The organism is Streptomyces sp. NPDC055506 (assembly GCF_053643595.1).
In genome coordinates this window covers 17,152-38,506 of record NZ_JBSHKH010000022.1, presented here as the reverse complement: position 1 = coordinate 38,506, position 21,355 = coordinate 17,152, and the positions used below count along the sequence as shown (strand labels likewise).

The 21,355-nt window shown below is 70.3% G+C and carries 20 protein-coding genes; 10 read left to right on the top strand and 10 right to left on the bottom strand.

Annotation, left to right across the window (positions count from 1 at the left end; all coding sequences use genetic code 11):
- Positions 1-361 precede the first annotated feature (361 nt).
- From pdhA to ACWIF2_RS11495, 3 genes are read left to right on the top strand one after another with little or no spacing between them, the layout of a single operon-like run.
- The gene (pdhA, locus tag ACWIF2_RS11505) at positions 362-1,567 is read left to right on the top strand and encodes a pyruvate dehydrogenase (acetyl-transferring) E1 component subunit alpha (RefSeq protein WP_382492003.1); all 1,206 of its coding nucleotides are present in this window, start codon (positions 362-364) and stop codon (positions 1,565-1,567) included.
- A gap of 1 nt (position 1,568) precedes the next feature.
- Complete coding sequence (locus tag ACWIF2_RS11500) at positions 1,569-2,546, top strand: alpha-ketoacid dehydrogenase subunit beta (protein WP_391113759.1); 978 nt, start codon at positions 1,569-1,571, stop codon at positions 2,544-2,546.
- 10 nt (positions 2,547-2,556) lie between these two features.
- A complete protein-coding gene (locus ACWIF2_RS11495; RefSeq protein ID WP_454359933.1) occupies positions 2,557-3,960 on the top strand; it encodes a dihydrolipoamide acetyltransferase family protein in 1,404 nt (467 codons plus the stop codon).
- A gap of 51 nt (positions 3,961-4,011) precedes the next feature.
- Here the strand turns inward: ACWIF2_RS11495 and ACWIF2_RS11490 are convergent, their stop codons facing one another.
- Entirely contained in the window at positions 4,012-4,911 is a 900-nt protein-coding gene (locus ACWIF2_RS11490; RefSeq protein WP_454359931.1) for a D-alanyl-D-alanine carboxypeptidase family protein, read from the bottom strand.
- A 219-nt stretch (positions 4,912-5,130) separates the two neighbouring features.
- Here ACWIF2_RS11490 and ACWIF2_RS11485 point away from each other — a divergent pair, with 219 nt between their 5' ends.
- Both ACWIF2_RS11485 and ACWIF2_RS11480 read left to right on the top strand, forming a co-directional pair.
- The gene (locus ACWIF2_RS11485) at positions 5,131-5,781 is read left to right on the top strand and encodes a GntR family transcriptional regulator (RefSeq protein ID WP_399022017.1); all 651 of its coding nucleotides are present in this window, start codon (positions 5,131-5,133) and stop codon (positions 5,779-5,781) included.
- Entirely contained in the window at positions 5,778-7,073 is a 1,296-nt protein-coding gene (locus ACWIF2_RS11480) for an MFS transporter (RefSeq protein WP_454359929.1), read from the top strand. The genes ACWIF2_RS11485 and ACWIF2_RS11480 overlap by 4 nt, the downstream gene beginning before the upstream one ends.
- Positions 7,074-7,079: 6 nt before the next feature.
- On the opposite strand, the gene ACWIF2_RS11475 is transcribed toward ACWIF2_RS11480, so the two are convergent.
- Together ACWIF2_RS11475 and ACWIF2_RS11470 are read right to left on the bottom strand one after the other, a co-directional pair.
- Positions 7,080-7,820, bottom strand: a complete 741-nt coding sequence (locus ACWIF2_RS11475) for an SAM-dependent methyltransferase (RefSeq protein WP_454359927.1) — start codon at positions 7,818-7,820, stop codon at positions 7,080-7,082.
- A gap of 191 nt (positions 7,821-8,011) precedes the next feature.
- Positions 8,012-8,836, bottom strand: a complete 825-nt coding sequence (locus ACWIF2_RS11470) for a maleylpyruvate isomerase family mycothiol-dependent enzyme (RefSeq protein WP_454359925.1) — start codon at positions 8,834-8,836, stop codon at positions 8,012-8,014.
- A gap of 193 nt (positions 8,837-9,029) precedes the next feature.
- Here ACWIF2_RS11470 and ACWIF2_RS11465 point away from each other — a divergent pair, with 193 nt between their 5' ends.
- The gene (locus ACWIF2_RS11465) at positions 9,030-9,827 is read left to right on the top strand and encodes a carbon-nitrogen family hydrolase (protein WP_454359923.1); all 798 of its coding nucleotides are present in this window, start codon (positions 9,030-9,032) and stop codon (positions 9,825-9,827) included.
- 21 nt (positions 9,828-9,848) lie between these two features.
- Here the strand turns inward: ACWIF2_RS11465 and ACWIF2_RS11460 are convergent, their stop codons facing one another.
- Positions 9,849-10,340, bottom strand: a complete 492-nt coding sequence (locus tag ACWIF2_RS11460; protein ID WP_454359921.1) for an LURP-one-related/scramblase family protein — start codon at positions 10,338-10,340, stop codon at positions 9,849-9,851.
- The gene (locus tag ACWIF2_RS11455) at positions 10,337-11,335 is read right to left on the bottom strand and encodes a helix-turn-helix domain-containing protein (protein ID WP_454359919.1); all 999 of its coding nucleotides are present in this window, start codon (positions 11,333-11,335) and stop codon (positions 10,337-10,339) included. The genes ACWIF2_RS11460 and ACWIF2_RS11455 overlap by 4 nt, the downstream gene beginning before the upstream one ends.
- Before the next feature lie 52 nt (positions 11,336-11,387).
- On the opposite strand from ACWIF2_RS11455, the gene ACWIF2_RS11450 reads away from it, so the two are divergent.
- The gene (locus ACWIF2_RS11450; protein ID WP_454359917.1) at positions 11,388-11,780 is read left to right on the top strand and encodes a cupin domain-containing protein; all 393 of its coding nucleotides are present in this window, start codon (positions 11,388-11,390) and stop codon (positions 11,778-11,780) included.
- A gap of 29 nt (positions 11,781-11,809) precedes the next feature.
- Positions 11,810-13,627 carry an NHL domain-containing thioredoxin family protein gene (locus ACWIF2_RS11445; protein ID WP_454359916.1) on the top strand — a complete coding sequence of 606 codons (1,818 nt, stop codon included), beginning with the start codon at positions 11,810-11,812 and terminating at the stop codon, positions 13,625-13,627.
- A 12-nt stretch (positions 13,628-13,639) separates the two neighbouring features.
- On the opposite strand, the gene ACWIF2_RS11440 is transcribed toward ACWIF2_RS11445, so the two are convergent.
- The 4 genes from ACWIF2_RS11440 to ACWIF2_RS11425 all read right to left on the bottom strand — a co-directional run bounded on the left by ACWIF2_RS11440 (position 13,640) and on the right by ACWIF2_RS11425 (position 18,170).
- Positions 13,640-13,894 carry a DUF6458 family protein gene (locus tag ACWIF2_RS11440; protein WP_030846811.1) on the bottom strand — a complete coding sequence of 85 codons (255 nt, stop codon included), beginning with the start codon at positions 13,892-13,894 and terminating at the stop codon, positions 13,640-13,642.
- 87 nt (positions 13,895-13,981) lie between these two features.
- A complete protein-coding gene (locus ACWIF2_RS11435) occupies positions 13,982-15,331 on the bottom strand; it encodes a M18 family aminopeptidase (protein ID WP_454359915.1) in 1,350 nt (449 codons plus the stop codon).
- Between the two features lie 74 nt (positions 15,332-15,405).
- Complete coding sequence (locus tag ACWIF2_RS11430) at positions 15,406-17,232, bottom strand: acyl-CoA dehydrogenase (RefSeq protein ID WP_454359914.1); 1,827 nt, start codon at positions 17,230-17,232, stop codon at positions 15,406-15,408.
- Between the two features lie 134 nt (positions 17,233-17,366).
- Complete coding sequence (locus ACWIF2_RS11425; protein WP_454359913.1) at positions 17,367-18,170, bottom strand: dioxygenase family protein; 804 nt, start codon at positions 18,168-18,170, stop codon at positions 17,367-17,369.
- A 134-nt stretch (positions 18,171-18,304) separates the two neighbouring features.
- On the opposite strand from ACWIF2_RS11425, the gene ACWIF2_RS11420 reads away from it, so the two are divergent.
- Complete coding sequence (locus ACWIF2_RS11420; protein ID WP_423571071.1) at positions 18,305-18,769, top strand: SseB family protein; 465 nt, start codon at positions 18,305-18,307, stop codon at positions 18,767-18,769.
- Positions 18,770-18,851: 82 nt separating this feature from the next.
- On the opposite strand, the gene ACWIF2_RS11415 is transcribed toward ACWIF2_RS11420, so the two are convergent.
- The gene (locus ACWIF2_RS11415; protein WP_454359912.1) at positions 18,852-19,592 is read right to left on the bottom strand and encodes a TetR/AcrR family transcriptional regulator C-terminal domain-containing protein; all 741 of its coding nucleotides are present in this window, start codon (positions 19,590-19,592) and stop codon (positions 18,852-18,854) included.
- A gap of 145 nt (positions 19,593-19,737) precedes the next feature.
- On the opposite strand from ACWIF2_RS11415, the gene ACWIF2_RS11410 reads away from it, so the two are divergent.
- The gene (locus ACWIF2_RS11410) at positions 19,738-21,237 is read left to right on the top strand and encodes an MFS transporter (RefSeq protein ID WP_454359911.1); all 1,500 of its coding nucleotides are present in this window, start codon (positions 19,738-19,740) and stop codon (positions 21,235-21,237) included.
- The last annotated feature ends 118 nt before the right edge of the window (positions 21,238-21,355 follow it).

Sequence of the window (21,355 nt, the reverse complement as noted above, 5' to 3'; positions counted from 1 at the left end):
GTGGGACCCCCAAACGGGATCCACGCGCGCGTGGCGTTTTCGGCGCGCCGACAAGTTGACTCTTCCCGTGACCTGGGTCACCGGGTTAACGTGCGGTAGCTCCGGCCTCCTGCAAGGCTGTGACCAGGGCCCCTTCCCCGGCTTCCCGATTTACTTGGAAATCCAAGCAAAATCGCAGGTCAGGTGGGGTTTCACAGAAATGTGGAGCACTGGGTAACGTGCTTGTTGCAGGGCGCTCGCCGGGGCACCTGTCACGCCTGTTCCGGCCGAGTGGCACCCACCCCGTGCCCGGTGGTCGAGAACAGGTGAGCCGCACTGGCCTACCGGCAACCCCGGGGGCCGGACCGACGGAGGAGCACACGTGACCGTGGAGAGCACTGCCGCGCGCACATCGCGACGCAGCGCCGGAAGCAAGGCCGGCACCACCGGCACCAAGGGCACCACCCGCACGCCTGCGAAGAAGGCGGCCGGCGCCAAGAAGGCCGCCGAGCCCCAGCTCGTGCAGCTGCTGACGCCCGAGGGCAAGCGCGTCAAGAACGCCGAGTACGACAAGTACGTCGCCGGTGTCACCCCGGAAGAGCTCCGCGGCCTGTACCGCGACATGGTGCTCACCCGCCGCTTCGACGCGGAGGCCACCTCCCTGCAGCGCCAGGGCGAGCTGGGCCTGTGGGCCTCGCTGCTCGGCCAGGAGGCCGCCCAGATCGGCTCCGGCCGGGCCACCCGCGAGGACGACTACGTCTTCCCCACCTATCGCGAGCACGGCGTCGCCTGGTGCCGCGGGGTGGACCCGACCAACCTGCTCGGCATGTTCCGGGGTGTGAACAACGGCGGCTGGGACCCGAACAGCAACAACTTCCAGCTCTACACGATCGTCATCGGCTCCCAGACGCTGCACGCCACCGGCTACGCGATGGGCGTGGCCAAGGACGGCGCCGACAGCGCGGTGATCGCCTACTTCGGCGACGGCGCCTCCAGCCAGGGCGACGTGGCCGAGTCGTTCACCTTCTCCGCGGTCTACAACGCCCCGGTCGTGTTCTTCTGCCAGAACAACCAGTGGGCCATCTCCGAGCCGACCGAGAAGCAGTCCCGCGTCCCGATCTACCAGCGCGCGCAGGGCTTCGGCTTCCCGGGCGTACGGGTGGACGGCAACGACGTGCTGGCCTGCCTCGCGGTCACCCGCTGGGCCCTGGAGCGGGCTCGTGCCGGCGAGGGCCCGACCCTCGTCGAGGCGTTCACCTACCGGATGGGTGCCCACACCACCTCCGACGACCCGACCCGCTACCGGGGCGACGAGGAGCGTCAGGCCTGGGAGGCCAAGGACCCGATCCTGCGCCTTCGCCGGTTCCTGGAAGCCTCAAACCACGCGGACGAGGGATTCTTCGAGGAACTGGAGACCGAGTCCGAGGCGTTGGGCAAACGAGTGCGCGAGGCGGTCCGTGCCATGCCGGACCCGGACCACTTCGCGATCTTCGAGAACGTCTACGCGGACGGACACGCGCTCGTCGACGAGGAGCGTGCCCAGTTCGCCGCGTACCAGGCGTCGTTCGCGGATGAGGGGGGCAACTGACATGGCCGACAAGATGGCACTCGCCAAGGCGATCAACGAGTCGCTGCGCCACGCCCTGGAGGCCGACCCCAAGGTCCTGATCATGGGCGAGGACGTCGGCAAGCTGGGCGGCGTCTTCCGGGTGACGGACGGACTGCAGAAGGACTTCGGCGAGAGCCGCGTCATCGATACCCCGCTCGCCGAGTCGGGCATCGTCGGCACGGCGATCGGTCTGGCCCTGCGCGGCTACCGCCCGGTGGTGGAGATCCAGTTCGACGGCTTCGTCTTCCCGGCGTACGACCAGATCGTCACGCAGCTCGCGAAGATGCACGCCCGCTCCCTGGGCAAGGTCAAGCTCCCGGTCGTCGTGCGCATCCCCTATGGCGGCGGTATCGGCGCGGTGGAGCACCACTCGGAGTCCCCCGAGGCGCTCTTCGCGCATGTCTCGGGCCTGAAGATCGTCAGCCCGTCCAACTCCTCGGACGCGTACTGGATGATGCAGCAGGCCATCCAGAGCGACGACCCGGTGATCTTCTTCGAGCCCAAGCGCCGCTACTGGGACAAGGCCGAGGTCAACACGGAGGCGATCCCGGGCCCGCTGCACAAGGCCCAGGTGGTCCGCGAGGGCACAGACCTCACCCTGGCCGCCTACGGCCCGATGGTGAAGCTCTGCCAGGAGGTCGCGGCCGCGGCCGCCGAGGAGGGCAGGAACCTCGAGGTTCTGGACCTGCGCTCGGTCTCGCCGCTCGACTTCGACTCGATCCAGACGTCGGTGGAGAAGACACGGCGCCTGGTCGTCGTGCACGAGGCCCCGGTGTTCTTCGGTTCGGGCGCGGAGATCGCGGCGCGGATCACGGAGCGCTGCTTCTACCACCTGGAGGCCCCGGTGCTCCGGGTCGGCGGCTACCACGCGCCGTACCCGCCGGCCCGCCTGGAGGAGGAGTACCTGCCGAACCTGGACCGGGTGCTGGATGCCGTCGACCGCTCGCTGGCGTACTGAGGAGAGGGTCGTGACGACGATGACGGAAGCGTCCGTACGCGAGTTCAAGATGCCGGACGTGGGTGAGGGGCTCACCGAGGCCGAGATCCTCAAGTGGTTCGTCCAGCCCGGCGACACGGTCACCGACGGCCAGGTGGTGTGCGAGGTCGAGACGGCGAAGGCGGCCGTCGAGCTGCCCATCCCGTACGACGGTGTGGTCAGGGATCTGCACTTCCCCGAGGGCACCACGGTCGACGTGGGCACATCGATCATCGCGGTCGACGTGAGCGGAGGGGCCGCGCCGGCCGAGCCGCAGGCGGAAGCCCCCCAGGCCACTGAAGAACCGAAGGCGGAGGGTTCGGGCCGCCAGCCGGTCCTGGTCGGCTACGGGGTGGCGGCCTCGTCCACCCGCCGTCGCCCCCGCAAGGGCCCGGAGGTCCCGGTCCAGCAGGCCTCGACGGCGATCCAGACGGAGCTGAACGGCCACGGTGCGGCGCCCTCGGCGGCCGCCGCCGTCAAGGAACGCCCGCTGGCCAAGCCCCCGGTCCGCAAGCTGGCCAAGGACCTGGGCGTCGATCTGACGACGATCGTCCCGACCGGCCCGGACGGCATCATCACCCGCGAGGACGTGCACGGGGCGGTGGACCGGCCGCAGGCACCTGAGCCGTCGGTCCCCGCGGTGCCCGCGCCCGCCGCCCCGGCACCCGCTCCGGCGGTGGTGTCGTACGACACGACCCGCGAGACCCGTATCCCGGTCAAGGGCGTCCGCAAGGCGACCGCGGCGGCGATGGTCGGCTCGGCGTTCACGGCGCCGCATGTCACGGAGTTCGTGACGGTCGACGTGACGCGCACGATGAAGCTGGTCGAGGAGCTGAAGGAGGACAAGGAGTTCGCGGGCCTGCGCGTGAACCCCCTCCTGCTGATCTCCAAGGCCCTGCTCGTCGCGATCAGGCGCAACCCGGACGTCAACGCGTCCTGGGACGAGGCCGCCCAGGAGATCGTGGTCAAGCACTACGTGAACCTGGGCATCGCGGCCGCGACCCCGCGCGGCCTGATCGTCCCGAACATCAAGGACGCCCACGCCAAGACGCTGCCGCAGCTGGCCGAGTCGCTGGGCGAGCTGGTGTCGACGGCCAGGGACGGCAAGACGTCCCCGGCGGCCATGCAGGGCGGCACGGTGACGATCACCAACGTCGGTGTCTTCGGCGTCGACACGGGCACGCCGATCCTCAACCCCGGTGAGTCCGCGATCCTCGCGGTCGGCGCGATCAAGCTCCAGCCGTGGGTCCACAAGGGCAAGGTGAAGCCCCGCCAGGTCACCACCCTGGCCCTGTCCTTCGACCACCGCCTGGTCGACGGCGAACTGGGCTCGAAGGTCCTGGCGGACGTGGCGGCGATCCTGGAACAGCCGAAGCGCCTGATCACCTGGGCGTGAGCAGGACACGACGGCCCCCTGCCCTCGGGCAGGGGGCCGCCGACGCGTGTCCTACTTGGCGAAGCCGTAGTTCAGCAGCTTCGTCGCGTCCGTCTTGCGTGTGGTCAGGTTGGTCGAGGTCAGGACCGTGCCGATGACCGTCTTGCCGTTCCGCGTGGCGGCGAAGACCAGGCAGTACTTGGCCTCCGGGCCGGAGCCGGTCTTCACACCGATGGCGCCGGTGTAGCTCCCGAGCAGCGGGTTGGTGTTCTCCCACGCGGCCATCGTCCGCGTACCGCCGGACTTCGTGGTCGTCTTCGCCGTGTACTTCTTCGTCTTGACGACCGTGCGGAACGTGGAGTTCTTCATGGCGTTGCTGGCGAGCTTGGTCAGGTCGCGCGGCGTGGAGTAGTTGCTGCCCTTGCCGATGCCGTCGAACGAGTCGAAGTGGGTGTTCTTCAGACCCAGGTTCTTGGCGGTGGTGTTCATCTTGCCGATGAACGACTTCACGCGCGCCGCCCGCGTCGAGCCCGAGCCGAACTTGTCGGCGAGCGCGTACGCCGCGTCGCAGCCGGACGGCAGCATCAGCCCGTACAGCAACTGGCGGACGGTGACCTTGTCGCCGACGATCAACTTGGCGTTCGACGCCCAGTTGTTGTCGACGATGTAGTCGCTGTACGCCTTCTGGACCGTGACCTTGCTGTCCAGATTGAGGTTCGACTGCTTCAGCACCACCAGGGCCGTCATGATCTTGGTGGTCGAGCCGGTCGAGCGACGCGTGTCGGCAGCCTTGGTGTAGAGCGACTTGCCGGTCGCGTTGTTCATCACGTAGCCGCCCTTGGCGGCGATCGTGGGCGCCGTGGCGGCCTGCGCCGGCGCAACGGTGAGGGCTCCGGTCGCGAGCATGGCGCCGGTGGTGACGGCGACGGCCGCGGCTCTACGGAGACGGGTGCCCTTAATGCCGGTTATCAAGTGAAGTACCCCGATTGCGTTGAATGCCCCAGGCGTGCGGCCGAATTGAGGACGAGGGGAAGGGGAGCCGCACGTGTCTGACTTGTAACTAGCACAGTTGGTTGTGCCGTTGCCGAGGGGGACCCGCCCTTTGCCACAGACGTGTGACATTGGAGGCCGCGTGAGTCCGCATCCTGGACGGATACATCCATGCGTACCTGATGTATCTATGCTGTCCGCATGACCCTGGCCGTGAAGCACCCTCCCGCCGCCGACCGTGTGTACACCCACGTCAAGCAGGGCGTCCTGGAGCGGCGCTACGAGGGCGGGACCCTGCTCACCGAGGGCGAACTCGCCGAGGCCGTCGGCGTCTCCCGCACACCGGTCCGCGAAGCGCTGCTCCGGCTGGAGGTCGAGGGGCTGATCAGGCTCTACCCGAAGAAGGGAGCCCTCGTCCTGCCCGTCTCCGCACAGGAGATCGCCGACGTCGTGGAGACCCGGCTGCTCGTCGAGGAACACGCGGCGCGCAAGGCCGTGCCCGCGCCCCCCGGGCTCATCGAGCGCCTCGAAGCGCTCCTCGCCCGGCAGAAGGAGCAGGCCGCCGCCGGAGACCTGGCCGCGGCCGCCGTCACCGACCGCTGTTTCCACGCCGAGATCGTCCGCAGCGGCGGCAACGAGATCCTCTCCCGCCTCTACGACCAACTGCGCGACCGTCAGCTGCGCATGGGCGTCGCCGTCCTGCACTCCCACCCCGACCGGATCGCCAAGACCCTCACCGAGCACGAGGAGATCCTCGAAGCGCTGCGCTCCGGGGACGCCGAGGCGGCCGTCGGGCTCGTCCACCGGCACGTCGGCTGGTTCTCCCACCTGGCCCGGGGTGAGGTCCGATGAGCGCCACCCTGCTGCCGGGCGATCCTCCGGGCGGCCGCCGCGCACTGGCCGTCTGGGGCACGGGCGTCTCGGTCTACTTCGTCGCGGTCATCTTCCGCACGTCCCTGGGCGTGGCCGGCCTCGACGCCGCCGACCGCTTCCACGTCAACGCCTCGGCCCTGTCCACCTTCTCCATCCTCCAGCTGCTGGTCTACGCCGGTATGCAGATACCCGTCGGCCTGCTCGTCGACCGGCTCGGCACCAAGAAGGTGCTGGCGCTCGGGGCGGTGCTGTTCACGGCCGGGCAGCTGGGCTTCGCGTTCTCCCCGTCGTACGGCATGGCGCTCGCCTCCCGGGCGCTGCTCGGCTGTGGTGACGCGCTGACGTTCATCAGCGTGCTGCGGCTGGGCACCCGGTGGTTCCCGGCCCGGCGCGGGCCGCTCGTCGCCCAGTTCGCGGGACTGGTCGGCATGGCGGGCAACCTCGTCTCCACCCTCGTCCTGGCCCGGCTGCTGCACGGCATCGGCTGGACCGCGGCGTTCGCGGGCAGCGCGGCCGCCGGGGCCGTGGTGTTGGTGCTGGTGCTGCTGTTCCTGAAGGACCACCCGGAGGGCCACGAGCCGGAACCGCTCCCGCACCAGGGCGCGGCCTACGTACGGCGCCAGATCGCCGCCTCCTGGCGGGAGCCGGGGACCCGGCTCGGGATGTGGGTGCACTTCACCACCCAGTTCCCGGCGATGGTCTTCCTGCTGCTGTGGGGCCTGCCCTTCCTGGTCGAGGCACAGGGGCTGTCCCGCGCCACCGCCGGTGAACTCCTCACGCTCGTCGTGCTGTCGAACATGGGCGTCGGCATGGTCTACGGCCAGATCGTCGCCCGGCACCACGAGGCCCGGCTGCCCATCGCGCTCGGCACGGTCGGCACGACGGCGGCTCTGTGGGCGGCGACACTGGCCTACCCCGGCGAGCACGCCCCGATGTGGCTCCTGATCGTGCTGTGCACGGTCCTCGGGGCGTGCGGGCCCGCGTCGATGATCGGCTTCGACTTCGCCCGCCCGGCCAACCCGCCCGAGCGGCAGGGCACGGCCTCCGGCATCACCAACATGGGCGGCTTCGTGGCCTCCATGACCACACTGTTCGCCGTCGGTGTCCTGCTGGACGCCACCGGCGACGATTACACCGTGGCCTTCTCGGCGGTGTTCGTGCTCCAGGCCCTCGGCGTCACCCAGATCCTGCGCCTGCGCAAGCGTGCCATCCGGCGCGAGCGGGAACGCCTGGTGGCGAGCCGGGTCGAGACGGTGCACGTCCCGGCATGACGGGGATCAGGCGGTCGGTACGAGGGTGAGGTAGGCCAGCCCCAGGACGCCGCGGTACGTCAGCCACCGGGCGCGGTGCCGGTCCGCGCGCTCCCTGGTCTCGGCCGCGAGCGGGTGCCCGGGGTGCTCGGCGAGCCACACCTCGACGTCCGCCAGGTACGCCGACTCGAACTCCTCCCACTCGTCGAGGCTCGCGGTCTCCGTCCACTCCGGCCTGAACCCGGCCTCGATCGCCAGGTCCACCAGGGTCGCGAGGTCGTGGTGGTCGGTGACGGCGGCGTCCGGCCACATCCCGGACAGCTCGGCCGGGGTCGGGGTGCGCTGCCAGAACCCCTCGCCGAGCAGGACCCGGCCGCCGTCGGCGACCCGCAGCCTGAGTTCCTTCAGGGCCTCGGGGAGCCGGTCGCCGAGGGCCTGGCTCGCGCCCAGGCACAGGACGAGGTCGGCGGGGGCGAGGGGGGTCTCGGTGGCGGACCCCTCGACGAGACGGACCCGGTCGGCCAGACCGCGTGCCGTGGCGGCCTGGCGGCCCCGGGCCAGGGCGTCCGTGTCGATGTCTATGCCGGTGCCGGTGGCTTCGGGGGTGGCGGTCAGGATGCGGAGCATGAGTTCCGCCCAGCCGCAGCCGATGTCCAGGACGGTGGCGGGGGTGTTGGCGGCCAGGCGTGTGACGAGTCGGTCGGCCCTTGCTTCGGACAGCGGGCCGTGGAAGGTGAGTCGGGTATGGCGGGGTGGGGTGGTGGTCATGGGCGGGACGCTACGGGGGGTGGCGGGACGGCGGCATGGGGTTTTCCGGCCCGGGGAGTTGGGGCTGGGGCCGGGTGGGTGCGCAGCCCGGCGTACCGGGGTGCCGCTGCGCCCACCCGTGCCGCCCTGGGGGCACCTCCCAGGCCCTTAAGGCACTGGGGGAGGCACGATTGCCCGCAGCTAGGGCGGGCCTACTGCGTCACCGTGAAGTTGCGCAGGATCGCCGCCGTCAGGTCCGGGTCGCCCTCTGTCTTGAGGCGGTCGGACACCGCCTCCGGCGTGACGCGGCCGCAGGCCAGGCGGACGTAGGTCTCCCAGTCGAGGGTGAGGGTCGCGGCGGGGCCGAGGGCCGGGGCTGTTTCGAGGGTGCCTCGGCCCTGGATGTCGACGCGGATCGTGCGCAGGAACTCGATGGGGCCGTGCACGTCGAAGACGACGGCCGAGCTGCGCGGCGCCTGGGCGTTCTCGGCGACCACGCGCGGGAGTTCGGAGAGCAGCACGTCACGGGCGACATGCGCGCCGGGGGAGTCGAGGTTTCCGGGCCGGCCGAGGGCGGTGCGCAGGTCCTGCTCGTGCATCCACACGTCGAAGGCGTGCCGGCGCATGGACTCATCGAGGGTCAGCTCCGAGCCGAGCGGGCCGCGCACCTTGGTGCCCGGGTCACGCGACTCGTTCCGCAGCTGGCGGTTGCGGCGGATGATCACGTACTCCAGCTCGGAGGTCATCTCCGGGGCCGTGTGGTGGCGGCGGACGTCGACCTGCATCTCCATGTAGCGCTGGTGGTCGTTCGTCACGTGGAAGAGGTCACGCGGGAGCGTGTGGATGGGGCGCGGGTCGCCGAGCATCTCGCAGTCCAGGCCGATGACATGGGAGACCACGTCCCGCACCGACCACCCGGGGCACGGCGTCCGCCGGTTCCACTCGGCCTCCGCGAGCGGCTGGAGCAGCTCGGATATCGCTTCGATGGAGTGGGTCCAGGCGTCGGCGTAGGGCTGGAGGGTGGGATGCAGACTCACGGAACGGGACCCCTCGGCGGTCGGTGCACGGGCAGGTGGTGGCGGCGTTGCCAGTGGGAGGTGGCGGCTGTCGGCGGGTGTCTTGGCAGCTAAGTTACGCTGCTGTGAGGCACCCCGGCAGTGCTTTCGTGTGACGATCGTAGGCCCGGGGGGAAGCCCATGTGGACGGGTCGAATGCCAGGACGGTGGTAGTGTGCGCGCCTCTGTGATCCAGATCGCCGTAGACGAGGGCGAATCGGTCGAATCGCGCCGACGGCGGATGGGGTCGCTCGTCCGGGACCAGGCCGGTGCCGATCTCGTCGTCCTGCCTGAGCTCTGGACCACGGGTGCGTTCGCCTACGAGGAGTTCGGGCGCGAGGCCGAGCCGCTCGAAGGGCCGACGTACGAGGCGATGGCGAAGGCCGCGAGCGACGCGGGCGTGTGGCTGCACGCCGGCTCGATCCCCGAGCGTGACCCGGACGGACCGCTCTACAACACCTCCCTCGTCTTCTCCCCCTCCGGCGATCTGGCCGCCGCCTACCGCAAGATCCACCGCTTCGGCTTCGACAAGGGCGAGGCCGTGCTGATGGGCGCGGGTGCGGAGCTGGTGACGGTGCGTCTGCCCGAGACCGTCCTGGGCCTGTCCACCTGCTACGACCTCCGTTTCCCCGAACTCTTCCGCGGTCTCGTCGACGCCGGTGCCGAGACGCTCGTGGTGTCGGCGGGCTGGCCGGAGCGCCGCCGGTCCCACTGGACGCTGCTGGCCCAGGCACGGGCCGTCGAGAACCAGTCGTTCGTCGTCGCGTGTGGAACGGCCGGGACGCACGCCGGAGTTCCGCAGGCCGGTCACTCGATCGTGGTCGATCCCTGGGGCGAGGTGCTGGCCCGGGCCGGCGCCGACGAGGAGGTCCTCACGGTGGAGTTCGACCCGGGGAAGGTCGCGACGACGCGCGAGCAGTTCCCGGCGCTGAAGGACCGGCTGCTGGGACTGGAGCCCCCACGCCGTCTGTGAGGGTTTTCAGTCTGAGGGCTTTCAGTCCTCCCGCTCCTTCTCCGCCAGGTGGATGACGCACACCGCAACGGCGATCAGCAGCGCCGGATCGGCGTCCTCGCGGACGACGTCCACGCCGTAGGTGTCCCGCAGGGTCAGCCAGCGCCGGGAGATCACCGCGAGCAGTTCCCCGTCGTACTCGACGGCGAACTCCCGGTCGAGGATCTTGCCGCTGACGTCCAGTTCGTTGCCGTCGGCCAGGGACACCCGGTAGTGGTTGCGCAGCAGGGACAGCCGTTTCCTGCGGATCGTCGCCAGCGGCTCCTCGGCCCGCTGGAGCACCATCGTGTCGCGCAGGGCGAGCATCTTCTGGTGGATGTCGACGAGGACACGCCCCTGGATGTCCTTCAGCTCCCAGGTGTCCCGCACCCGCAGGGCCTTGCCGTCGACGAGGAACACCTTGGTGCCGTGCTCGTCCTCGATCCAGTAGTCGTCACCGAAGCCGAGGAGCCGGTCGTACACGAGGAATCTCATGAGACCAGGGCTTCCCCGCGGCCCAGTCCGAAACGCCGACGGTAGGCCGATGGGCTGAGTCCGGTCGCCCGCCGCAGGCGCGTGCGCAGGTTGGCGGCCGTACCGAGCCCGCTCCGGGCCGCCACCACGTCCAGCCGTTCCTCGCCCCGCTCGATCAGCCGGCAGGCCAGCGCGACGCGCTCCCCGGTCAGCCAGGCGAGCGGTGTCGTCCCCAGTTGGGTGCGGAAGCGGCGGTGGAGCGTGGCGGGGCTGACACGCGCGCGTGCGGCCAGATCCGCGACCGTCAGCGGCTCGCCCAGCCGCTCCTGGGCCCACGCCAGCAGCGGGGCCAGGGACTCGTCCCGCACGTCCGGCACGGGCCGCTCCACGAACTGCCGCTGCCCGCCGTCCCGGTGTGCGGCGAACACCAGCCGCCGGGAGACGTGGTTGGCGATCTCGGCGCCGTGGTCACGACGCCAGATGTGCAGCCCGAGATCGAGGGCTGCCGCGCTGCCCGCGGCCGTGAGGATGTCGCCCTCGTCCACGAACAGCACGTCCGGCTCCAGCAGCACCGTCGGGTGCAGGCTGCGGAAGGAGTCAGCCCAGCGCCAGTGGGTCGTCGCGCGCCGCCCGGCCAGCAGCCCGGCCTCGGCGAGTGCGAAGGTCCCGGTGCAGAAGCTCATGACCCGGGTGCCGCGCGCGTGTGCGCGCCGGATGGCGTCGAGGACGGCGGGGCCGCGCGGTACGACATTGTCCGGACGGCCGGGCACGACCAGAGTGTCCGCCCGGTCCACGGCCTCCAGGCCCGGCACGCCGGTGAGCGTGAAGAAGCCGTGGTTCATCCGGATCGCCGGCGTGGGCGCGCACAGGGTCACCTCGTACAGCGGCTCCGGCAGCCCCAGCTCGGGCCGCGGCAGCCCGAACAGCTCGGTGGCCACCCCGACCTCGAACGGGTTGGTGCCCTCGTCGACGATCACGGCGACCCGGTGCGGGCGGTGCGAGGATCCTTGCGGCATGGGCGATTTCTAGCACTCGTGCGGGGCGTACGGCACCCCGGAGGATCGCCTCATGACTCAGGAACCGGTCTCCCTCGCGCACGCCCTGGCCTCCTTCTCCGAGCAGTGGAGCCCCCGCATCGTCACCGCCGTCAACGACTACGACGTCCGCGTCGCGAAGGTCGAGGGTGAGCACGTATGGCACGTCCACGAGCACACCGACGAGTTCTTCCTGGTGCTCGACGGCGAACTGCACATCGGCCTGCGCGGGACGGCCGGCGAGCGCACGGTCGTGCTCCCCAAAGGCAGCGTCTTCACGGTCCCGCGCGGCACCGAGCACAAGCCGTACGCGCCCGTCCCGACCGCGATCCTCATGTTCGAACCCACCGGTACCCTCACGGTCGGCGACCGTCACGACGCCGTCCCGGACCATGTGGACGCCACGACGGGGCATGCGCTGAGCTGACTGTCAGTGACGGGTGGCACCCTGGGGGCATGGACCACTCCGCACCCCGACGCGCCCGCGTCCGTGCCCCCGAGCTGACCGGCAAGGGCGGCTGGCTGAACACGGGCGGGCAGCAGTACACCCTCGCCGACCTGCGGGGACGCATCGTCGTCCTGGATTTCTGGACATTTTGTTGCGTGAACTGCCTGCACGTTCTGGACGAGCTGCGTGAGCTGGAGGAGAAGCACCGGGACACGGTCGTCGTCATCGGGGTGCACTCGCCGAAGTTCGTGCACGAGGCCGAGCATCAGGCCGTGGTGGACGCGGTGGAGCGGTACGGGGTGGAGCATCCGGTGCTCGACGACCCGGAGCTCGCGACCTGGAAGCAGTACGCCGTGCGGGCCTGGCCGACGCTCGTCGTGATCGACCCCGAGGGGTATGTGGTCGCCCAGCATGCCGGTGAGGGGCATGTGCACGCCATCGAGCGGCTGGTCGAGGAGCTGGAGACCGAGCACGCGGCGAAGGGGACGCTGCGGCGCGGGGACGGGCCGTATGTGGCGCCGGAGCCGGAGCCGACGGTGCTGCGGTTCCCGGGGAAGGCCGTGCCGCTGCCGTCGGGGAGCTTCCTGGTCAGCGACACCACCCGGCATCAGCTGGTGGAGCTCGCCGAGGACGGTGAGAGCGTGGTGCGCAGGATCGGGTCGGGTGCGCGTGGGTTCGTCGACGGCGGCGAAGGCACCGCCGCCTTCAACGAGCCGCAGGGGCTCGCACTCCTCGACGACGGCTCCGTGGTCGTCGCCGACACCGTCAATCACGCGCTGCGGCGGCTGGACCTCACCACCGGCGAGGTCACCACCCTCGCCGGCACGGGCCGGCAGTGGTGGCAGGGCTCACCCGCTTCGGGCCCGGCCCGCGAGGTCGACCTCTCCTCCCCCTGGGACGTCGCCTGGTGGCAGGGCAGGGTGTGGATCGCCATGGCCGGCGTCCACCAGCTGTGGGCGTACGACCCGGCCGACGGCACGGTCGCCGTCACGGCCGGTACGACCAACGAGGGGCTGGTCGACGGGCCGGGAGCCGAGGCCTGGTTCGCACAGCCGTCCGGGCTGGCCGCGACGCCGGAGCGGCTCTGGCTGGCCGACTCCGAGACGTCGGCCCTGCGCTGGGTGGAGCCCGACGGCTCCGTCCACACCGCCGTCGGCACCGGCCTGTTCGACTTCGGGCACCGGGACGGCGCGGCGGAACAGGCCCTGCTCCAGCACCCGTTGGGTGTCACCGCGCTGCCGGACGGCTCGGTCGCGGTCAGCGACACGTACAACCACGCCCTGCGCCGCTACGACCCGGCGACCGGTGAGGTGACGACCCTGGCCACGGACCTGCGCGAGCCCAGCGGCGCGGTGCTCGCCGGCGACGACATCGTGGTCGTGGAGTCGGCCCGGCACCGGCTGACCCGGCTGCGGCTGCCCGAGGAGGCGGTGAAGGTGCCGGAGGTGGCCCACCGTACGCAGCGCGAGGCCACCGAGGTCACCGCCGGGCGGCTCCAACTCGACGTGATCTTCCAGGCCCCCGTCGGCCAGAAGCTGGACACCCGCTACGGGCCCTCGACCCGCCTGCTCGTCTCGTCCACCCCGCCGGAGCTGCTGCGCAGCGGCGAGGGCGCGGGAACAGACCTCTCCCGCGCCCTCGAACTCGACCCCACCGTGGCGGAGGGGGTGCTGCACGTCTCAGCGATGGCCGCCTCCTGCGACGACGACCCGGCCAACGAATACCCGGCCTGTCACGTCCACCAGCAGGACTGGGGCGTACCCGTCCGTCTCACCGAGACGGGAGCGGACCGGCTGCCGCTGGTGCTGGCCGGGATGGATGCCTGATCTGTCGGCGCGTCACACCCCGTATCCGTCGCTGTAGCCGTCGCGGCGGTGGTGCACCGCTGGGTCCTCGACGACGCCGGGCGTCGTCGGGGGCACCACGACGCGGCGGCGCCGGGCGATGCTGCTGAACGTGGTGACGCCGATCAGTCCGACGATCATCAGGATGATGCCGACCAGGTCGAGGTTGACCCCCTGCATGTCCCAGTCGGTCGCGAACGTGAGGATGGCTCCCACGGCGATGAGGATGATGCATCCGCCGAGGCCCATGTTGTGTCGCCTCCCTGTACGGTCCGGTCCTTCCGGTCCGCACCCCGGGTACCCCGGTGGGGAACACCCATGCGGTGACGGCCTGTTCTACCTCTTCAGGAACGCGGTGAGCGCGTTCGCCAGGAGGAACGGGTCGTCGGCGCCGCACAGTTCGCGGGCGCTGTGCATGGACAGGATGGCCACGCCGATGTCGACGGTCCTGATGCCGTGCCGGGCGGCGGTGATCGGGCCGATCGTGGTGCCGCAGGGCATGGAGTTGTTGGAGACGAAGGACTGGAAGGGCACGCCCGCCTGCTCGCAGGCCGCCGCGAACTCGGCGCGTCCCGAACCGTCCGTGGCGTAGCGGTTGTTGACGTTGACCTTGAGGATCGGGCCGCCGTTGACGCGCGGGTGGTGCGTCGGGTCGTGCCGCTCCGCGTAGTTGGGGTGGACGGCGTGACCTGTGTCGGAGGACAGACAGACCGTGCCGGCGAAGGCGCGGGCCCGGTCCTCGAAGGAGCCGCCGCGTGCGAACACCGAACGCTCCAGCACGTTGCCGAGCAGCGGCCCGTCCGCGCCCGTGTCGGACTGGGAGCCGTTCTCCTCGTGGTCGAAGGCGGCCAGGACCGGGATGGACGTCGGCTTCGACGACGACGAGGCGACGGCTGCCAGGGCCGCCGTGCCGGCGTGCACCGAGAGCAGGTTGTCCATGCGCGGGCCTGCCAGCAGCTCGCGGTCGCGGCCCAGGTAGGCGGGCGGTTCCACGGAGTGGGTCATCAGGTCCCAGCCGGTGACCTCGCCCGCGGGGAGGCCGGCCGTCTCCTCCAGGAAGGCGATCAGGTCGCCGTCGCGCACATCGTTGCCCAGGCCCCAGACCGGCTGCAGATGCCGCTGCTTGTCGAGCTTGAGCCCGTCCGCCGTCACCGAGCGGTCCAGGTGGATGGCGAGTTGCGGGACGCGCAGCAGCGGCCGGTCGACGTTGACCAGGCGCGTCGAGCCGTCGCGCAAGGTCAGCCGGCCGGCGATGCCCAGGTCGCGGTCCAGCCAGGAGTTGAGCAGCGGCCCGCCGTAGATCTCCACTGCCACCTGGCGCCAGCCGTGCGCCCCGCTGTCGGGCAGCGGCTTGACGCGCAGGTTGGGGGAGTCGGTGTGGGCGCCGACGATCCGGAACGGCGTGTGGGGCGTGGCGTCCTCCGGCACGTACCAGGCGACGATCGCGCCGCCGCGCAGCACGTACTTGCCGCCGTGCGTACCGTCCCAGGCGTCCGTCTCCGCGACCTGCCGGAAGCCTGCCTTCTCCAGCCGCTCTGCGGCGGTCGCCACGGCGTGGTACGGCGAGGGGCTCGCCGCCAGGAAGGTCATGAGGTCGTCGGTGTGGCCGCGGTCGAAAGCAAGAGGTGCGCGCGAAGCGCTCGCTGCAAGGGCGGCGGTGGGAGACGGGCGGGCTGGTTCGGTCATGGGTTCACCTTAGCGACGGCCGAGGGCCCGTTCCCGGGGAAGGGAACAGGCCCTCGGACGGAGGTCGTGATGATCTAGAACGCGGCCTCGTCCAGCTCCATCAGGTCCAGCTCGACACCCTCGGCGACCTTGCGGGCCAGGGTGACGCCCGGCAGGACGTTGGCGGCGAAGAACCTCGCCGCGGCGATCTTGCCGGTGTAGAAGGCCTTGTCCTTGGCGGAGGCCGTCTCCAGCTTCCCGGCGGCGACCGCGGCACCCTTGAGCAGCAGGTAGCCGACGACGACGTCACCGGAGGCCATCAGCAGGCGGGTGGTGTTCAGGCCCACCTTGTAGATGTTCTTGACGTCCTGCTCGGTGGCCGCGAGGTCGGTCAGCATCAGGCCGACGATCGCCTCCAGCTCCACGGCGGCCTTCGCGAGGTGCTCGCGGGCACCGGCCAGCTCCTCGCCGCCCTCACCGAGCGCCAGGAACTTCTTGATGTCCTCGGCGAGGGAGTTCAGCGCGGCGCCCTGGTTGCGGACGATCTTCCGGAAGAAGAAGTCCTGGCCCTGGATCGCCGTGGTGCCCTCGTAGAGGGTGTCGATCTTGGAGTCCCGGATGTACTGCTCGATCGGGTACTCCTGCAGGAAGCCGGAGCCGCCGAAGGTCTGGAGCGACTGGGCGAGCTGCTCGTAGCCCTTCTCGGAGCCGTAGCCCTTGACGATGGGCAGGAGCAGGTCGTTCAGGGCCTCCAGGTCGGAGAAGTCCTCGCCCGCGGCCTCCTTGACCTGGATCTCGTCCTGGACGGAAGCCGTGTAGAGGACCAGCGCCCGCATGCCCTCCGCGTACGCCTTCTGCGTCATCAGCGAGCGGCGCACGTCGGGGTGGTGGGTGACGGTGACCTTGGGCGCGGTCTTGTCCATGAAGTTCGCGAGGTCCGGGCCCTGGACGCGCTCCTTGGCGTACTCCAGCGCGTTCAGGTAACCGGTCGACAGCGTGGAGATCGCCTTCGTGCCGACCATCATGCGGGCGAACTCGATGATGCGGAACATCTGGCGGATGCCGTCGTGCTTGTCGCCGATCAGCCAGCCCTTGGCGGGGTGCTGGTCGCCGAAGGTCATCTCGCAGGTGTTGGAGGCCTTCAGGCCCATCTTGTGCTCGACGTTCGTGGCGTAGACGCCGTTGCGCTCGCCCAGCTCGCCGGTCTCGAAGTCGAAGAGGTACTTCGGGACGAGGAAGAGGGACAGGCCCTTGGTGCCGGGGCCGGCGCCCTCGGGGCGGGCCAGCACGTAGTGGAGGATGTTCTCCGACATGTCGTGCTCACCGGAGGTGATGAAGCGCTTCACGCCCTCGATGTGCCAGGAGCCGTCCTCCTGCTGCACGGCCTTGGTGCGGCCGGCGCCCACGTCTGAGCCGGCGTCGGGCTCGGTGAGCACCATCGTGGAGCCCCACTGCTTCTCCGTGGCGACCTTGGCTATGTGCTTCTGGACCTCGTTGCCCTCCTCGAAGAGGATGCCGGCGAAGGCGGGGCCCGAGGAGTACATCCAGACGGCCGGGTTGGCGCCCAGGATCAGCTCGGCGTACGCCCAGATCAGGGAGCGGGGCGAGGTGGTGCCGCCGATCTCCTCGGGGAGGCCGAGGCGCCAGTACTCGGAGTCCATGAAGGCCTGGTAGCTCTTCTTGAAGGACGCCGGGACCGGCGCGGTGTTGGTCTCCGGGTCGAAGACCGGGGGGTTGCGGTCGGCGTCGATGAAGGACTCGGCCAGCTCGTTCTCCGAGAGGCGGGTCAGCTCCTCCAGGATGCTCTTCGCGGTCTCGACGTCCATCTCCTCGAACGGACCGGTGCCGTACAGCTTGTCGCGTCCGAGTACTTCGAAGAGGTTGAACTCGATGTCGCGGAGATTCGACTTGTAGTGCCCCATGGCGACGGCTCCCGGCTCCGTAGAGAGATCGGCGAGGCACTGGATCCTCGCGCTAGTTCACGTACCAACAAGTAGCTACGATGATGCTACCCGTCGGTAATAAGAAGCAACCCCAACCTGTCATCTGTGACAGGTCACACCGGAACGGTCAGTGTCGCGGTGTAGCCGTCCCCCGTACTGCCCGTCATCGTGGCCAGCTGACGGTCGTGACCGTCGCTGAAGATGCCGTCGCTCTCCAGCGAGAGGCCGCTCAGGTTCCAAACACTCTCGCCGTAGCCGTCCGTGGCGTACACCGTGTCGCAGACGTCCTTCGGGAAGGCGAGCTGCGAGGTGTTCGTGATCGACGTGGCCGCCGTGGCGTCGGCCAGGCTGCCGTAGACCTCGAAGTGGAGGTGCGGCCAGCGGCCCTGGTAGCAGCCGGGGAAGACGCTCCTGAAGGTGACGCGGCCCTCGTCGTCGGTCTCCTGGACGCCGCGCAGGTAGTTCTCCTCGGTGACGCCCTCGGAGTACAGGGAGTAGGCGCCGTCCCGGTCGCAGTGCCACAGGTAGACGGCGGCGCCCCGCTTCGGGGCGTCGCAGCCGGAGGCCGCGTCCACCACCGTGAGCGTGATCGTCAGGGGTATGCCTTCGGCCGTGCCGCCCGCGGAGTCGCCGAAGCTGCGTGTGATGTCGGTGCGGACGACCCCGCTCTCCTTCAGGACGTTCACACCGTTCGAGCCGTCGCCGGGGAACGGGCCGGCCGTTTCCGGAGGGATCTCCGCGCAGGCGCCGGTTGACGAGGGCGACGCCGAGGTCTTCTCCTGCGGCGTGCAGCCCACCAGCGGAATCAGGCCCGCGCCCGCCACCAGCCGGATCATCCGGCGGCGGGCGAGGACGGGGAGGTCGTGGGAGAGGCCTCTGTCGTGTTCGTGCGGGCCCTCGGCATCGCGTCCGTTCATGGCACCGACGCTATGAGCGGCGGCCGCGGCAATCCATAGCCGCGGCTGTCAAGTCACTGTCGAGTCGCTGTCGGTTCGCCAGGACTGTGCCGTACCGGCCCGTGCGCCCGGCCGCTCTCGGTACGCTTGCGCCCATGTACGGCTACGACCAGACAGCGGGCCCGCAAGCGCAGTACGCCCCTCCGCAGCAGCCGATGTCCGGCGGATACGGGCAGCAGCCGCCGCTGTACCCCGAGCCGTCCCCGCCCTCCCTCACGGACGCGGTGCGCGCGTTCACGACCGGGCAGATGGCCGCCGAGGACTTCCAGCAGGCCTTCGCGACGTCGAAGGTCTACTGCCCACGCGGCGACAACCCCGGCTTCCTCGCGCTGCACAACACCCAGCAGCCGGTGATCCCGATGTTCAGCACGCTCAAGGAGCTGCGCCGGTACGCGGGCAAGGAGTCCAAGTACTTCGTGATCACCGGTTCCGAGGTGCTGGACCTGCTGCCGACCGGCTACGGGTTCGTCCTCGACATGGAGGGCGAGCACCGGATGGTGTTCGACGCGAAGGCCGTCGAGCAGATGGTCGAGTTCGCGATGCGCCGGATGTATGGCTAGACGCCATTGCTGCGCAGATGGCTAGACGCCATTGCTGCGCAGACGGCTAGCCGCCGTTGCTGCGCGGACGGCGGCTGACCTGCTATTTCGGCAGGCGCAGCGCCAGCCCGTCCAGGACGACCTCCAGGCCGTAGGCGAACTTGTCGTCCCGGATCCGGGCGGGGTCGACGGCCTGGCCCGCGGTCCGGGCATCCGCGGCCGCCAGGTGGTCGTAGTCGGCGGAGGCCTCCCGGGCCGCGGGCAGCAGCCGCGCGACGAACTCCGGCTCGGTCTCGCCGGAGCGGGCGACGGTGGTGAGCCAGGCCGCTTCCGTGGTGCTCATGCCGATGACGTACGAGAAGACCGCGTCGATCGCCCGGCTCGGCTCGGGGAACCCCGCCGCGGTGAACAGCGCCGCGAGCCGCTCGGAGAAGGCCATGTAGTTGGGCCCGAGGTAGGCGAGCCCGGCCTGGCCCAGGACCAGGGTCAGCCAGGGGTGCCGTAGCGCGGTCGTACGGAAGGATCCGGCGGCCTCGGTCACCGCCGCGCGCCAGTCGGGGCCGCCGGCCGGCGGGACGTGGATCTCGGCGGCGACCTCGTCCACCGCGAGCTCCATCAGCTCGTCCTTCGTGGCGACGTGCCGGTACAGCGACGTCGCGCCCGCGTTCAGGCGGGCGCCGAGCTTGCGCATGCTGAGCGCCTCGATGCCGTCGGCGTCGAGCATCGCGATCGCCTCCCGCACGATCGCGTCCCTGCTGAGCGCGGGCTGGTCGGGGCGGCGCTGCTCACGGGTCCATACGGACGGGATCGGGTTCTTCTCCGTCGTCTTCGTGCTCTTGGGCATCGACACTCCTCCTGGCGCTCGGCTCCGGCCCTCTGCGAACAGCGTGCGCATTCAGCGTACAGAACTCAAGGGTTGCGCACACTGTTCCGCTGTGCGTACAGTGTTCGCATCGAAGGAACGGTGTTCGCGGGAGGGGAAAGCAGACATGGACGCTCGTAATCCACGCCGCTGGTGGATCCTGGTGGTGCTCTGCCTGAGCACGCTCGTGCTGGTCGTCGACAACATGGCGCTGACGGTGGCGGTGCCCACGCTGACCGAGGACATCGGCGCGAGCACCCAGGACATGCAGTGGATCCTCGACTCCTACACCCTGGTCTTCGCCGGACTGCTGCTGACCTCGGGAAGCCTGGGGGACCGGTTCGGGCGCCGGAAGGTGATGCTGATCGGCCTGCTGCTGTTCGGGGCGGCCTCGCTGGGGGCGGTGTTCTGCTCCACTCCGGGTGAGCTGATCGCCGTGCGGATCGCGATGGGGGTCGGCGGGGCGCTGATCATGCCGTCGACGCTGTCCATCCTGATCACCGTCTTCGACGAGGACGAGCGGCCCAAGGCGATGGCGGCCTGGGGCTCGGTGTCGATGCTGGGGCTGGTCGGCAGCCCGGTCCTCGGCGGTGTGCTGATCGACCACTTCGCCTGGCAGGCGATCTTCCTGATCAACGTGCCGATCGTCGCGCTGGCGCTGCTGGCCGGTGTGCTGCTGATGCCGGAGTCCAAGGCGCCGTGGCAGAAGCCGGACCCGCTGGGCGCGGTGCTGTCCGCGGTGGGCATGACGGCCCTGGTGTGGTGGATCATCGAGATTCCGCAGCACGGCGCGTTCGAAGGCCGTTCCCTGGTCGTCCTGGCCGTCGCGCTGATCGCCCTGGCCGGCTTCGTGATCTGGGAGAACGTCACCCGCTCGCCGATGGTCCCGCTGGTCCTCTTCAAGAACCGCAACTTCAGCGGTGGCTCGCTCTCCCTGTCGCTCGTCCAGATCGGCAACGCCGGGCTGCTGCTGGTCCTGACCCAGTACCTCCAGTTCGTGCTCGGCTATTCCGCCGTCAAGGCGGGCCTCGCCTTCCTGCCGCTGGCCGTGGCCGCGCTGGCAGGCAACGCCGCCGGGGCGCAGCTCGCCGTGAAGGCCGGGAACCGGGTCGTCATCCTCGCCGGGATGCTGCTGATGGCCGCCTCCTTCGGGCTGCTGACCACGCTCGACGCCGACAGCGGGTTCACGGTCCCGGCCGTGGCGCTGGGGATCCTGGGTCTGGGTGCGGGCCTCGCGATGCCGGCCGCGGTGGCCGCGCTGATGGGCACCATCCCCGAGGACAAGGCGGGCGTCGGCTCCGCCCTCAACGACACCATCCAGCAGTCCGGCACCGCCCTCGGTATCGCGATCCTCGGCTCCCTGCTCTCCAGCGGCTACGCCGACGCGATGCCGGCCGGTGCTCCCGGGCAGGCCAAGGAGTCCATCGGCGGGGCCCTGGCCGTCGCCGGCGGCGACACGGGCCTGGTCCGGGCGGCTCGCGAGGCCTTCACCGCCTCGATGTCGACGACCTTCACGATCAGCGCGATCGGTGTCCTGGCGGCGGCCGTGGTGGCCACGCTGGTGATGCGGGACCGCAAGGCGGAGCCCTCCGGGGTCGAGAACGAGGAGCACGGGCTGGCCGCCTGACCGGCCCTGACCGGCCCGGACGAAGGCCGGCACCCTCTTCGGGGTGCCGGCCTTCCGTCATGTCGGTGTCCGTGTCGCTGTCCATGTCGGTGTCCGTGTCGGTGTCCAGATCGGTCTC

Bases quoted from the DNA above. Each gene is read 5' to 3' on its own strand.
- ACWIF2_RS11455 (WP_454359919.1), bottom strand. From the start codon at position 11,335: ATGCCGCAAGGATCCTCGCACCGCCCGCACCGGGTCGCCGTGATCGTC.
- ACWIF2_RS11445 (WP_454359916.1), top strand. From the start codon at position 11,810: ATGGACCACTCCGCACCCCGACGCGCCCGCGTCCGTGCCCCCGAGCTG.
- ACWIF2_RS11420 (WP_423571071.1), top strand. From the start codon at position 18,305: ATGTACGGCTACGACCAGACAGCGGGCCCGCAAGCGCAGTACGCCCCT.
- ACWIF2_RS11480 (WP_454359929.1), top strand. From the start codon at position 5,778: ATGAGCGCCACCCTGCTGCCGGGCGATCCTCCGGGCGGCCGCCGCGCA.
- ACWIF2_RS11440 (WP_030846811.1), bottom strand. From the start codon at position 13,894: ATGGGCCTCGGCGGATGCATCATCCTCATCGCCGTGGGAGCCATCCTC.
- ACWIF2_RS11430 (WP_454359914.1), bottom strand. From the start codon at position 17,232: ATGGGGCACTACAAGTCGAATCTCCGCGACATCGAGTTCAACCTCTTC.
- ACWIF2_RS11485 (WP_399022017.1), top strand. From the start codon at position 5,131: ATGACCCTGGCCGTGAAGCACCCTCCCGCCGCCGACCGTGTGTACACC.
- ACWIF2_RS11410 (WP_454359911.1), top strand. From the start codon at position 19,738: ATGGACGCTCGTAATCCACGCCGCTGGTGGATCCTGGTGGTGCTCTGC.
- ACWIF2_RS11500 (WP_391113759.1), top strand. From the start codon at position 1,569: ATGGCCGACAAGATGGCACTCGCCAAGGCGATCAACGAGTCGCTGCGC.
- ACWIF2_RS11475 (WP_454359927.1), bottom strand. From the start codon at position 7,820: ATGACCACCACCCCACCCCGCCATACCCGACTCACCTTCCACGGCCCG.
- ACWIF2_RS11425 (WP_454359913.1), bottom strand. From the start codon at position 18,170: ATGAACGGACGCGATGCCGAGGGCCCGCACGAACACGACAGAGGCCTC.
- ACWIF2_RS11450 (WP_454359917.1), top strand. From the start codon at position 11,388: ATGACTCAGGAACCGGTCTCCCTCGCGCACGCCCTGGCCTCCTTCTCC.
- ACWIF2_RS11435 (WP_454359915.1), bottom strand. From the start codon at position 15,331: ATGACCGAACCAGCCCGCCCGTCTCCCACCGCCGCCCTTGCAGCGAGC.
- ACWIF2_RS11460 (WP_454359921.1), bottom strand. From the start codon at position 10,340: ATGAGATTCCTCGTGTACGACCGGCTCCTCGGCTTCGGTGACGACTAC.
- ACWIF2_RS11415 (WP_454359912.1), bottom strand. From the start codon at position 19,592: ATGCCCAAGAGCACGAAGACGACGGAGAAGAACCCGATCCCGTCCGTA.